Genomic DNA, 12,757 nt, shown 5'->3' with positions numbered 1-12,757 from the left:
TAGACTGACGCGCGTGAGTTCCCTGATTACGCGCGTCGTCGGGTGGGCCGTCGCCTTCCTGATCGGCGCGTTCTACGGCACGGCGGGAACGGTCGGCCAGGCGTTCCTCGTCGGGCCGATTCCGCTCGGGCTGATCCTCGCCACCATCGGCAGCGCCGCTCTCCTCGTGGCGCTGCGCACCCTGACCGGTGACCGCGTGAACGCGCTGGCGGGCGGACTCGGCATCACCGCGGCGACGTTCCTCTTCTCGCAGGTGAGCCCGGGCGGCTCGGCGATCGTCGCGGCGCCGACGGTCGGTACCGAGTGGATTCCGCTCGTGTGGACGGTGGTGGGCCCGGCCCTGATGGTGCTCGTGGCGATGTGGCCCGATTTCTCGAACCTGCGCGAGGCGCGGCGACCCGCCGAATCCTAGGTCCGCGGCTCGGGCGGCGGGGCCGGTCGCCCGGTCGCGATTAGACTGGGCGGGTGACTTACGTGATCGCCCTCCCGTGTGTCGATGTCAAGGACCGCGCCTGCATCGACGAGTGCCCCGTCGACTGCATCTACGAGGGTGAACGATCGCTGTACATCCACCCCGACGAGTGCGTGGACTGCGGCGCCTGCGAGCCCGTGTGCCCCGTCGAGGCGATCTACTACGAAGACGACCTGCCCGAAGAGTGGGCCGACTACTACAAGGCCAACGTCGAGTTCTTCGACGACATCGGCTCGCCCGGTGGAGCCGCCAAGGTCGGCGTGATCGCCAAGGACCACTCGGTCATCTCGCAGCTGCCCCCGCAGAGCCACTGAGCCGTGGGCGTCGCCGACCTCGCCGACTACCCCTGGGATGCGGTCGCACCCTACGCGGAGCGCGCTCGACGTCACCCCGACGGCATCGTCGACCTGTCGATCGGCTCACCCGTCGATCCCACTCCGGCGGTCGTCGCCGAGGCACTCGCCGACGCGACCGACGCGCATTCGTACCCGCAGACCGCCGGTACACCGGCGCTTCGCGAGGCGATCGCCGAGTGGTACCACCGTCGTCGCGGCGTCCCCGGTCTCGAGGCCGCGAACGTTCTTCCCACGGTCGGCTCCAAAGAGCTCGTGGCGCTGCTGCCCCTCCTGCTGAACCTCGGCCCCGGTGACGTCGTCGTGCACCCCCGCGCCGCGTACCCGACCTACGAGGTCGGTGCCCGTCTCGTGGGCGCCGAGGCCGTGGCATCCGATGACCCGGACGAGTGGCCCGCTCACACCAAGCTCGTGTGGATCAACTCGCCCGGAAATCCCGACGGTCGGGTGCTCTCGGTCGACGAGCTTCAGGATGCCGTGACCCGGGCCCGCGAGATCGGCGCCGTCCTGGCATCCGACGAGTGCTACGCCGAGCTCGGGTGGGACGCACCGTGGGACACCGAACGCGTGCCCAGCGTGCTCGACCCGGCCGTCGTGGGCGACCACCTCACCGACGTGCTCTCGGTGTACTCGCTCAGCAAGCAGTCCAATCTCGCCGGGTATCGCGCGGCCTTCCTCGCCGGAGACCCGGCGCTCGTGGCGCGCCTGCTGACCGGCCGGAAGCACCTCGGCCTCATGCCGCCGGCTCCCGTGCAACGGGCGATGACCGTCGCCCTCGGCGATGACGCGCACGTCGCCGCGCAGCGCGAGCTCTACGCCCGCCGCCGCGCGGTGCTGAAGCCCGCGGTCGAGGCAGCCGGATTCACGATCGATCACAGCGAGGGTGGGCTGTACCTGTGGGCGACCGAGGGGCGCGACGCGTGGGAGAGCGTGGGGCGCTTGGCCGATCTCGGCATCCTGGTCGGTCCGGGGCACTTCTACGGCGAGCATTTTCCGAACCACGTGCGCTTCTCGCTCACGGCGACCGATGAGCGGGTCGCGGCGGCGGCGGAGCGGCTCCGGGCGTAGCCGTCCCGCGTCGGCGTGTGGGTCCGGCAGCTCGCTCGGCCTGAGCGACCTGAGGTTCCCGGCGGTGGCTCGGCCTGAGCGGCGGCGACTGGGCCCGAATGAGCTGCGGTCCCCGGCGGTGGCTCGGTCTGAGCGGCGGCGGCTCGGCCCGAGCGAGGTGCGGTCCCCGCCGCCCACAGCCGCTCCGGGCGCAGCCGCCCGACGTCGATACAGGGGTTCGGCGGGCGGTCAGCTCGAGCGAGGTGTGCTCCACGCCGCCCACAGCCGCGCGTACTCACCGCCCGCTGAGCGCAGTTCGTCGTGCGTGCCCTCCTCGCGGATGCGTCCCTCCTCCAGGAGCACGATCCGATCGGCTCGCGAGGCCTGACTGAGACGGTGCGCCACCACCAGCGCCGTGCGTCCGCGCACGACGGTCTCGGCGGCTTCCTCGAGCCGGCTGGCGTCGCTGGAGCCCGCTTCGGCCGTCGCCTCGTCGAGCACCACGAACGCGGGGTCGGCCAGCAGCACGCGAGCGAGCGCGATCTGCTGCGCCTCGGCCGGGGTGACGGGGGTACCCGAGGCTCCGATGGGCTCGTCGTGGCCGAGGGGGAGCCGTGCGGAGAGGGCATCGGCCCCGACGTCCTTCAGCGCGCGGTGGAGCTCGGCATCCGTCGATCCAGGCCGGGCGAGGAGCAGGTTCTCTCGCAGGGTGGTGTCGAAGACGTGCACGTCCTGCGTCACGAGGGCACGCGAGCGGGGGCGGCGCACCTCGCCACGCACTGGCGTGTGCACGCCCGCGGCGATCGCGGCGAGCGTCGTCTTTCCCGCGCCGGATGCGCCGACCACCGCGACCGTCTCGCCGGGGGCGATCCGCAGCGACACCCCGTGCAGCACGGGATGATCGGCGGCGAAGGAGTGCTCGATGGCGGTGAGGGTGACGCCGTCGCCGTGGAGAGCGTCGACGGCGGCCTCGTCCGCGCGGATGACGCCGACGATGCGGCCGAGCGAGGCCAGGGCCGACTGCAGGTCGTCGGTGACGAAGAGCAGCTGGTTGACGGGTCCGAACAGACGGAGGAATAGCAGCATCGCGGCGATCGTGCCGCCCACGGTCCCCGCCCCCGTGGACACCAGAGCGAAGCCGGCGACGAGGAGTCCCGCCATGCCGAGGAACTCCGCCGCGTTCAACCGGGCGAAGAACAGATTCTGGATGCCGCGGGCCCGCATGCTCCACGACACCACGGTCCATGACGCGTCGGCGATTCGGGCGAGCCGCGAGTCTGCGAGCCCGAATGCCCGGACCGTCTCGCGACCGCGCAATGCATCCAGCAACTGCTGCGAGCGATCGGTCATCGCCGCCCTCTCCGCCGCGTACACCGCGGGCGCGGTGCGCAAGTACCGGCGGACCGCCCAGACGTGCACGGGGGCGAGGGCCGCGAGCGCGACGGCGTACCAGGGGTCGATCAGGGCCATACCCGCGAGCGTGACGACGATCGTGAACGCCGAGCCGACCACCGCGGGCACCACGCGGGGGATCGCATCGCTGACCTCGGCGACGTCGTCGGCCGCGCGGGCGATCAGGTCGCCCGTGCCGGCGCGTTCCACCCGGTCCTGTCGCAGGCGGAGCGCCACCTCGACCATGCGTTCGCGCAGATTCGCCAGCGCGATCTCGCACAGGTGCGATGCGGCGATCAGGCCGACGGCGCCGAGCACCGCGCCGACGATCACCGCCGCGCCCATCACCCCGGCCAGCAGCGCGACGAGGAGGGGGGAGCGATCGCCGGCCGCCACCGCGTCGACGACGGCGCCGAGCGCGAGCGGACCGACGACGCCGGCGGTCGCGGCGGTGAGCACGACGACTGCCAGCACCAGCAGGCGCCACCGGCCACGGGGGAGCGCTCGCGCGACGGCGCCGGCCACCTCGCGCGCGGAGGCGGTGGGAAGCGGCACCGTCATGCCGGGTTCTCCTCGAGGGAGTGCACGACGCGGTCGGCGACGGCGACGAAAGCCGGTGCCCGCGTAACGACCACCGTGCGAGCGTGGCGGCGGGAGGCCCGCAGGCGCTCGGCGATCCGCGCCTCGGTGACGGCGTCGACCGCCGTCGTCGGGTCGTGCAGCACGAGGAGGTCGGCGTCGCGCGCGAGGGCCCGTGCCAACGCCACGCGCTGGCGCTGACCGCCCGAGAGCGCCGTGCCGTTCTCGCCCACCGCGGTGTCCCATCCGGCGGCGAGCACGTTCTCGAGGTCGTCGCACGCGGCGGCGTGCAGAGCGGATGCCACGCGCGGGGTCTCGGCAGGCTCGGCATCCGTCCGCCCGGATGGCGTCGGCGGACCGGCGACGTTCTCGCGCACCGTTCCGGCGAAGAGGTGCGCGTCGTGCGGCACGACGAGCGCATCGGGGTGCGCGTCGCGGATGCCGGCGAGCACCCCGGGGGCGGAGCTCCCCTCGCACGCGACGACGACGAATTCGCCCGGTGCGATGACGCTCACGGACGACGCTGCGACGGGGATGGCGTCGTCGGGAACATCCTCCTCCCGCAGCTCGTCCAGGATGCGGCGAGCGGACGCGGTCGCCGATGCCCACCACGTTCCGGTCGACAGGGCGAGCGACTGCAGCGGGTCGATGAGGAACTGGGCGAGTCCGACGACAGCGATGAACTCGCCGAGTCCGAGGGCGCCCGTGACGGTCAGGAGGGCCGCGCCCACGGCGACCGCCGCGAGGAAGAGACCGGCGACCCCGTTCATGACGCCCCCGAACACCCCTTCGGCGCGGCGCGCGCGCAGGGTGTCGTGCAGGGCCGCACGACTCGCACGGGCGTAGCGGCGCGATGCCTCTGCCTCGGCGCCGATCCCGCGGATCACGCGGTACCCGGCCATGAGGTCGGCGGCGCGGCCGGCGGCGGTCGCCGCGGCCTGCTGCTCGTCGCCGCTGCGCGCGCGCAGGGTCGAGCCCGCGCGATCGGTCAGCCACAGCAGCAGGGGTGCGCCCACGAGGACGGCGATCCCCAGCGGCCACGCGATGCTCAGCAGCACGGCGCCGCCGAACACGACGGCGGCCAGCTGCCCCACCGGGGGGCGGTCGCGCCGCGCAGGACGCGACGCGACCGCCGTGGACGATGACACGAAACGTCAACCGTCGATGCTCTGCGGCGACTGACCCGCGACGGCCTTCTCGAGGCGCGGGACGAGCTGCTCCAGCACGTACTTCTGGCTCAGCGGCGTGAGGAAGTAGATCGCTCCGGCGAGCTCGCCGTCGGTGTACACCGCGCGCCCCTCGGTCACGGCTTTCAGCGACGATGTGGTGCCGAACGACAGCAGGTCGGGCAGCGACTCGGCGTTTTCCGTCGCGAAGACGATCACGTCGGCGTCGATGAGCGACATGTTCTCACCCGAGATGAGCGCCTGCTGGCCGGGCTGCGCGGCGTACTTCTCGAGATCGGGCGTCATGACGAAGCCGAGGTCGGTGAGGAAGTCCGTGTTCAGGCCGTCGGGGTAGACGTACATGTTGCCCTCGTAGGGGCCGCCCTGCGAGAACGACGCCGACCGTCCGGCGAACTCGGGGTGGGCCGCGGCGGCCTCGGCGTAGGAGTCTTCGACGCCGGCGATGAGCTCCTCGCCCTCGGCCGTACGCCCCATGGCTTTGGCGATCTGGCGCGTCTGGTCCTGCCACGCCGAGAAGTAGCGGTCGGCGCCGGTGACGCTGGTCACCGTCGGCGCGATGGCGCTGAGCTTGGTGTAGTCGTCGGCGGTCATGTTCGCATTGGTGCCGACTATGAGGTCGGGCTTCAGCGATGCGATCTTCTCGAATTCGAACCCGTCTGTCGCCTGCAGCACGGTGGGCTCCGCGCCGTTGAGCAGATCGGTCGCCCAGGGCCAGACGGCGAAAGGCTGTTCGCCGTACCACTCGGTCGTCGCCACCGGGGGAGTGCCGAGCTCGAGCAGGATGTCCTGCTCGGTGAGTCCGACCACGACGACCCGCTGCGGTTCGGCGGCGATGGTCGTCTCCCCGAACTGATGGGCGACGGTCACGGGGAACGTGTCGCTCGGCTCGGTGGAGTACGTGGCGTTCTCGGCGGATGCCGTGGCGGCGCCGCCGCAGCCGGTGAGGAGCGCCGCCGTCACGGCGAGGGCGGCGCCCAGGGCGGCGAGGCGGACGAGAGGGCGGGTGTCGGGCATGTGGGGACTTCCGTTCGGGTGGGTGAAGCGCCGCTAGGTTAGCCTTGCCTAACCCCGCTCACCATCCGCCCGAGGAGACATCGAATGCTGATAGAGGACACGGGTCTGTCGTCTCGCGAACACCGGCATCCCGAAAACGCGGATGACGTCGCGGAGCCTGTTCGCCAATGGACATCCGCCGAATTCGCGGCGACGTCGATACCGCTGGAGGCGGGCAGCGGGTTCGCCCCGCACCGGCACGAGGAAGACCAGCTCGCGTGGATGGCATCCGGGTCGATGGAGGTGTCGGTCGGCACCGACCGCTGGCACCTGCGTCGCGACCACGCGGTGTGGATCCCCACCGGGGTGCGACACGAGATGCGCTTCACGGAGCCGGGCGAACTGGTCAGCGCCTACATCGATCAGCGACACCGCCCCGCGCCGCGGGGGTGGGACCGCGCCCGCGTGCTCTCCCTAGAGCCACTGGGGGGAGCACTGCTTCGCCATCTCGCCGCCACCGGTCTGACCGAGTCGCGTCGCCAAGCGTGCTTCGCGCTGCTCAGCGACCTGGTCGCCGACGCCCCGATCGCCCGCGAGGTGGTCGCCCTGCCGCACGACCCGCGCGCCCGCTCGATCGCGCTCGCGCTGATGGCGGCTCCCGACGACGACCGCGACCTGGCGTCGTGGGCGGCGCGGGAGGGGGTGAGCGCCAAGACGGTCGCGCGGGCCTTCGTCGCCGACACCGGCCGCACCTTCCGCGAGTGGCGGGTGCGGGCGCGCCTGCACGCCGCGGTCGGACTGCTGCTGCGCGGTGATGCGGTCAGCGAGGTCGCACCGGCGGTCGGCTACGACTCGGTGAGCAGCTTCATCTCCGCGTTCCGCACGCGTTTCGGGGTGACTCCGGCCGCCTACGCGGCCAGATCGCGAGACAGCGATGGGTGAAGAGTGGATGCCGCCGGACCCGGGGAGTCCCCGACTGCACTCGATCGAGATCGCCACACCCAGCCGAGACGAAGCGGGCGACCGGTGGGCCGCCCACGACCACGACGAACACGAACTGCTGTCGTCGGTCACGGGTGCGGTAACGGTCACGACCGATCACGCCGTGTTCGTCGTGCCGCGCGGGGCGGCGATCTGGATCCCCGCGCGCGCCGCGCACGCGGTGCACGCCAGCCCGGGAAACGTCATGCGGTGCACCTGGTTCCTGCCCGGTGCCGTGCCCGACGCCCTCGCCCGTCCGGCGGTGCTGACCACCTCCTCGCTGCTCGACGACGTGCTGGCGCACCTGAGTTCCGAGTACTCCGACCCGGAGCGCGCGCCCGAGCGCCGCGCGCGGGCCGAGGCGTTCGCGCTCGATCTGCTGTCTCTGGGCGCCCGGCCCGACGCCGGGCTGCCCCAACCGCGCACCCCCTGGCTTCGCGCCGTGACGCTCACGCTCTCCGGTGCCCCGGGCGACGCGCGGACGGTGGAGGAGTGGGCCCGGGTCAGCGCTGTGAGTCCGCGCACCTTCGCACGGCGCTTCCGCGAGGAGACGGGAATGTCGTTCTCTCGCTGGCGCGTGCAACTGCGCATGCAGGCGGCCATGGCCGCGCTCGCCGCGGGCGCCGGGGTGGCCGTCGTCGCCCGGCGAGTGGGGTACGACTCACCGGCTGCGTTCTCGACGGCGTTCCGCGACAGTGTCGGGGCGAGCCCGCGGGAGTTCGCCCTGGGGCGTCGAGATGACCGATTCGCGAAAGAAGTCGGCTGACGGGGAGATGCTCCTGCCCGCACGGGGCGACACCGCTCGGAATAATTAGGTAACCCTTACTTTTACTTCAAGGAGTTTCCCGTGCTCAGACGCCGCCCCGGCGTGGTCGCCGCCACCGCCGCGCTCGCCCTCGCCCTCCTCACCGGATGCGCCTCACCCGCCCAGACGTCGGCGCCCCCGACCTCCGCGACGGTCGAGTCGGTGTACGGCCCGGTGGAGGTGCCGGAGCATCCGCAACGGGTCGCGGGGGTGTCGTACGACACCCCGTGGCAGCTGATGTCGCTCGGGGTGAAGCCCGTCGCAACGATCGACTACTCGCGATGGGCCGACAGCTACACGGCCGAGCAGATCGACTACATCTCCGACGCGACGAAGGTCGGAACCTACGGCGAGATCAACTTCGAGGCTCTCGCCTCCGCCCGGCCCGATCTCATCGTCGGCGACGCCGATGAGGTCGACGAAAGCACCTATCAGCGCCTGAGCACCATCGCGCCGACCGTGATCGTCGGGGGCGCCGACCGCGGGGATTGGCAGCAGATCACCGAGCAGACCGCCGCGGCGACCGGCACCACCGACACCTGGACCGCGAGCAAGGCGGCCTTCGAGACCGTGCGCGATGAGACCAGAGAGACCTACCGCGCCGTGATCGAGGGGAACCGGTGGGTCACCTTCTCGTTCGGCGACGAACCGGGGCAGTTCTCGGTACAGCTCCCGACCGGCGCCACGGGCGATCTCGTGGTCGACGAGCTGGGCCTCGAGTACGGCCCCGGGGCCGCATCGCTCGTCGACACCGACGGACGGGGCTACGTCTCGCTCCCGCTCGAGCAACTGCCCACCGTCTTCGACCAGGTCACGTACGCCCTCACCTTCTCGGCGATCGACGGCACGCCGTATGACGGGATCGAGGAGATCCGGTCCTCGCCGCTCTTCCAGAGCCTCGACGTCGCTCGGACGGGAAACATCTACGCGATGCGCGCGTCGGTCACCGACTACGAGACGGCCCAGCAGTGGGTGCACGAACTGGTCGACAACGTCCTGCAGCCGCTCAGCCGGTGACCGTCGACTCCGTCGGGGCGGGTCGTCTCACGCGACCCTCCTCGGCGACCCCTCCGCGCGCCCGGGGCCTGGCCGCCGTCGCGATGATCGCCGTCGCCGCTCTCGCCGTCGCCTCGCTGTGCGTCGGCGATCCCCTCCTCTCACCCGGGCAGGTGTTCGATCTGCTGCGGCATCCCGACGCCTCGACGGCCTCGATCATCGTGCACACCCTCCGCGTGCCCCGCGCGCTCCTCGCCATCGCTGTCGGCGCCGCGCTCGCCGTGGCCGGCGTCGTCATGCAGGCGCTCACCCGCAACCCGCTCGCCGAGCCGGGGCTGCTCGGGGTCAACGCGGGCGCGTCGTTCGCGGTCGCGGTCGCCTTCGTCGGGCTCGGTCTGCACGGCTTCGGCACCACGCTGCTGTTCGCCTTCGTGGGCGCCGGTGTCGCCGGCCTCGCCGTCGCCCTCCTCGGCGGAGTCGGGCGCTCGGGATCCGTCGCCCGGCTCGTCCTCGCCGGTGTGGCCCTCGGCGCGGTGCTGTCGGGGGTGACCCAGGCGTTGAGCCTGGTGGACCCCGCCGAGTACGCCCGCATCCGCGTGTGGGAGGCCGGGTCGCTCGCCGCGCGCGACACGCCCATCGCGCTGCTCGTGGCCGCCCTGATCGCGGCGGGTCTCGTGCTCGCCGTCGCGATCGCCCCCGGGCTGAACCTGCTCGTGCTGGGGGAAGATGCCGCGCACAGCCTCGGCGCGCGCGTCACGCGCGTGCGTGCGGCGGGACTCGTGGCGATCGTGCTGCTGTGCGGCACCGCCACGGCCGCCGTCGGTCCGATCGGCTTCGTCGGACTGCTCGTGCCGCACGCCGTGCGCGCGGTCACCGGAGCCGACCAGGTGCGCACCGTGGCCGTCAGCGTCGTCGCGGGTCCCGTCCTGCTGCTGGCCTCCGACCTGCTCGCCCGCACGGTCATCGCCCCCCGTGAGCTGCCGCTCGGTGTGGTCACGGCCTTCCTCGGCGCCCCCGTGCTCATCGCGCTCGTGCGCCGACGGCGGAGAGTCTCGTGACTTCCGCGATCCGCGCGCACCCGTCCCTGCGCCGCCGCCGCGCCGTCGCGTGGACGGTGTGCGCGATCGTCCTGGCTGCGGTGAGCCTGGGCACCCTGGCCCTGGGCGACCTCGGCGTCGCGCCGGGTGACGCGCTGGCTGCGCTTGCGGGTAGAGGCGACCCGGGGACGGTTCTCGTGGTGCGCGAGTGGCGGCTGCCCCGGGCGGTGCTGGGCCTCGTCATCGGGGCCCTCCTGGGCCTGTCGGGGGCGTTGTTCCAGACGGTGACGCGCAACCCGCTGGGCAGTCCCGACATCCTCGGATTCTCGGTCGGGGCGTTCACGGGCGTTCTGCTGGTGACGGTCGCCGGGGCCACGTCGTTCATCGCGCTGACCGGCGGGGCCGTTGCCGGCGGCCTGGTGGCTGCGGTGGTGGTGTTCGGCCTCAGCGCCCGCGGTGGTCTTCGCGGGTTCACCGTCGTGATCACGGGGATCGGCGTCACCGCGATGCTCGGGGCGGTCAACGTCGTGCTCGTCCTGCGTCTGGACGACGTGCGCGCCCGGGCGGCGGCGGTGTGGGCGACGGGTTCGCTCAACGGGGTCGACGCGGCGTGGATCCTGCCCGCGGGGGTGGCGCTCGTCGTCGGAGCCGTCGTCGTCGCCGCGGGGGCGCCGGCCCTGCAGGCGCTGGAGTTCGGCGACGACCGGGCTGCCGGCCTGGGCGTGCGCCCGGCGACCGCGCGGTGGGCGGCGATGGTGGCCGGGGTCGGGATGATCTCGGTCGCCACCGCGGTGACGGGGCCCATCGGATTCGTCGCCCTGGCGGCGCCGCAGATCGCTCGGCGGCTGTGGCACACCGGGGCCATCCCCTTCGGCGCATCGGCGCTGATCGGTGCCGCGCTCCTGAGCGCGAGCGATCTGCTCGCCTCCCGCCTGCTCGCCCCCGCCATGCTGCCCACGGGCCTGGTGACGGTGTGTCTCGGCGGGGTCTATCTCGCGTGGCTGCTCACCCGCCGACAGAAGGAGGACCGATGACCGATCGAGACGATCGCCCCGTTTTCGCCGCCGTCGTGGTGGCGGTGTCACGCGTGAGCGCCCACATGGTGCGCGTGGTGTTCGGCGACGTGCGAAGCATCGACGGGACGGCGCTCGCCCCGCCGCAGGCGGCCGACGAGTTCTTCGGGCTCTGGGTACCGGGCCCGGATGCCACCCCGGTCAAGCGGTACTACACCGTCCGCGAGCGGCATCCCGAGGCGGGCGAGATCGTCGTCGACCTGTTGCTGCACGGCCATGGCCCGGCCACCGAGTGGGCGGCGCGCGCCGCCGTCGGCGACGCGGTGTCGTTCGACGCACCCCGGGGGCATTACGCGCCCCCGCGCGATGCCACGCGCGTCGTGCTCAGCGGCGATGCGACGGCGTTGCCGGCAATCGGCCGCATCCTGGACGAACGGGCGCGCGCGCAGGAGCCGACGCCCCCGGTGACGGTGCTGGTCTGCGTCGACGATCCGGCCGACCGGCAGCGTCTTTCGGTCCGCTCGGATGACGACGTGCGGTGGTGCCGGGCGGAGGAGCTGGTCGCCGAGACGCAGCGAGTGGCCGCCCACGACCCCGCCGCCTACGTCTGGTTCGCGGGCGAGGCCGCCGACATGCGCGCCGTGCGCTCGACGCTGCGGCGCGAGCTGCGGATCCCGACGCACCGGTGGATGACGATGGGGTATTGGCGCCGCGACAGCGAGCGTTGGGCTGCGCGCTTCGACGCGGCCGGGCCGGACCTCCGCCGGGCGATCGACGAGGTGCTCGCCACCGATCTCGACGAGGCCGTGCAGACCGACCGCCTCGAAGACCTGCTCGCCGAGAGAGGACTCCTGTGACCCCGTCTCCGGATGCCGTGCCCGAGGTCATCACCGTCACCGAGGCGTCGATCGCCTACCCCCACGGACCGACCGTCGTGGATGCTCTGTCGCTCGGCATCCGTGCGGGATCGTTCGTGGCGATCGTCGGGCCCAACGGCTGCGGCAAATCGACGCTGCTGAGGGCGATTGCCCGGCTGGTGCCGGTGACCGCCGGCTCGATCGTCTTCGACGGACAGGACCTGCGCACCAGATCGCCTCGGGAACTCGCCCGCTCGCTGGGGATCCTTCCGCAGTCCAGTACCGCACCCGACGGAATGCGCGTCGCCGACCTCGTCGCCCGGGGCCGCTACCCGCATCGCCGCCCCTTCGCCGCGTGGACGCACGCCGACGAGACCGCGGTGCGAGACGCGATGGCGGACACCGGCGTCACCGACCTCGCCGGGCGCGACGTCGACGAGCTCTCGGGTGGCCAGCGCCAGCGGGTGTGGCTCGCGATGGCGCTCGCCCAGGACACGCACACGCTGCTGCTGGACGAACCCACCACGTACCTCGACATCGCCCATCAGCTCGACGCGCTCGAGCTGTTCCGCCGCATTCACCGCGAACGAGGTCGAACGATCGTGGCCGTGCTGCACGATCTGAACCACGCGGCGCGCTACGCCGATCGCATCGTGGCGCTGAAGCAGGGCCGAATAGTGATCGACGGCTCGCCCGCGGACGTGCTCACCGCCGCCGCGGTCGAGGAGGTCTTCGACCTGCCGTGCCGCATCATCACGGACCCAGAGTCGGGCACACCGCTGGTGGTGCCGAAGACACGACTATGAGCGGATGCCAGGGCGACGGCGGCGTGACAAGGAGGATCCCTCCATTCGATGGGGACATCCTTTGGCGGTGTCATCTGTACGTCGGCGTGACTACTAGGCTGTAAAAGCACTGTGCCCGGGTCACCATCCGTGCGCGTGCCGACCCGGATGACACTCCCGTGGCATCCATCGGTCGAATGACCGCGGGAGCCTCTGGACCCGCGATCGACCACACGGGCGACCAGAAATCGCAAGGAGGC

At 72.3% G+C, this 12,757-nt stretch carries 13 protein-coding genes; 10 read left to right on the top strand and 3 right to left on the bottom strand.

Annotation, left to right across the window (positions count from 1 at the left end):
• Positions 1-13: 13 nt before the first annotated feature.
• The 3 genes from MT347_RS04330 to dapC are packed head-to-tail and all read left to right on the top strand — an operon-like array spanning position 14 to position 1,893.
• Complete coding sequence (locus MT347_RS04330; protein WP_243498415.1) at positions 14-412, top strand: DUF6113 family protein; 399 nt, start codon at positions 14-16, stop codon at positions 410-412.
• Positions 413-465: 53 nt separating this feature from the next.
• Positions 466-786, top strand: coding sequence for a ferredoxin (fdxA, locus tag MT347_RS04325; RefSeq protein WP_243498413.1), 321 nt, complete (start codon positions 466-468; stop codon positions 784-786).
• 3 nt (positions 787-789) lie between these two features.
• Positions 790-1,893 (top strand): succinyldiaminopimelate transaminase, encoded by a 1,104-nt coding sequence (dapC, locus tag MT347_RS04320; RefSeq protein WP_243498411.1) that lies wholly within the window; start codon positions 790-792, stop codon positions 1,891-1,893.
• Between the two features lie 228 nt (positions 1,894-2,121).
• Here the strand turns inward: dapC and MT347_RS04315 are convergent, their stop codons facing one another.
• The 3 genes from MT347_RS04315 to MT347_RS04305 are packed head-to-tail and all read right to left on the bottom strand — an operon-like array spanning position 2,122 to position 6,044.
• Complete coding sequence (locus MT347_RS04315; protein WP_243498410.1) at positions 2,122-3,825, bottom strand: ABC transporter ATP-binding protein; 1,704 nt, start codon at positions 3,823-3,825, stop codon at positions 2,122-2,124.
• Positions 3,822-4,991, bottom strand: coding sequence for an ABC transporter ATP-binding protein (locus tag MT347_RS04310; protein ID WP_243498407.1), 1,170 nt, complete (start codon positions 4,989-4,991; stop codon positions 3,822-3,824). The genes MT347_RS04315 and MT347_RS04310 overlap by 4 nt, the downstream gene beginning before the upstream one ends.
• Positions 4,992-4,997: 6 nt before the next feature.
• Positions 4,998-6,044, bottom strand: coding sequence for an iron-siderophore ABC transporter substrate-binding protein (locus tag MT347_RS04305; RefSeq protein WP_243498405.1), 1,047 nt, complete (start codon positions 6,042-6,044; stop codon positions 4,998-5,000).
• 84 nt (positions 6,045-6,128) lie between these two features.
• On the opposite strand from MT347_RS04305, the gene MT347_RS04300 reads away from it, so the two are divergent.
• The 7 genes from MT347_RS04300 to MT347_RS04270 all read left to right on the top strand — a co-directional run bounded on the left by MT347_RS04300 (position 6,129) and on the right by MT347_RS04270 (position 12,518).
• Entirely contained in the window at positions 6,129-6,965 is an 837-nt protein-coding gene (locus MT347_RS04300) for an AraC family transcriptional regulator (RefSeq protein ID WP_243498404.1), read from the top strand.
• Between the two features lie 7 nt (positions 6,966-6,972).
• A complete protein-coding gene (locus MT347_RS04295; protein WP_243498402.1) occupies positions 6,973-7,770 on the top strand; it encodes a helix-turn-helix transcriptional regulator in 798 nt (265 codons plus the stop codon).
• A gap of 81 nt (positions 7,771-7,851) precedes the next feature.
• A complete protein-coding gene (locus tag MT347_RS04290; protein WP_243498401.1) occupies positions 7,852-8,826 on the top strand; it encodes an ABC transporter substrate-binding protein in 975 nt (324 codons plus the stop codon).
• Positions 8,823-9,863, top strand: a complete 1,041-nt coding sequence (locus tag MT347_RS04285) for an iron ABC transporter permease (RefSeq protein ID WP_243498399.1) — start codon at positions 8,823-8,825, stop codon at positions 9,861-9,863. Before MT347_RS04290 ends, MT347_RS04285 begins: the two co-directional genes overlap by 4 nt.
• On the top strand, positions 9,860-10,876 hold the full coding sequence (locus tag MT347_RS04280) for an iron chelate uptake ABC transporter family permease subunit (protein WP_243498397.1): 1,017 nt from the start codon (positions 9,860-9,862) through the stop codon (positions 10,874-10,876). Before MT347_RS04285 ends, MT347_RS04280 begins: the two co-directional genes overlap by 4 nt.
• Entirely contained in the window at positions 10,873-11,712 is an 840-nt protein-coding gene (locus tag MT347_RS04275) for a siderophore-interacting protein (protein WP_243498395.1), read from the top strand. The genes MT347_RS04280 and MT347_RS04275 overlap by 4 nt, the downstream gene beginning before the upstream one ends.
• A complete protein-coding gene (locus MT347_RS04270) occupies positions 11,709-12,518 on the top strand; it encodes an ABC transporter ATP-binding protein (RefSeq protein ID WP_308194203.1) in 810 nt (269 codons plus the stop codon). Before MT347_RS04275 ends, MT347_RS04270 begins: the two co-directional genes overlap by 4 nt.
• Positions 12,519-12,757 lie beyond the last annotated feature (239 nt).

Source organism: Microbacterium sp. VKM Ac-2923 (assembly GCF_022815605.1).
Lineage (GTDB): Bacteria > Actinomycetota > Actinomycetes > Actinomycetales > Microbacteriaceae > Microbacterium.
Note: the sequence above shows the minus strand (reverse complement) of the source record. Positions and strands in the feature narration are given on the sequence as shown.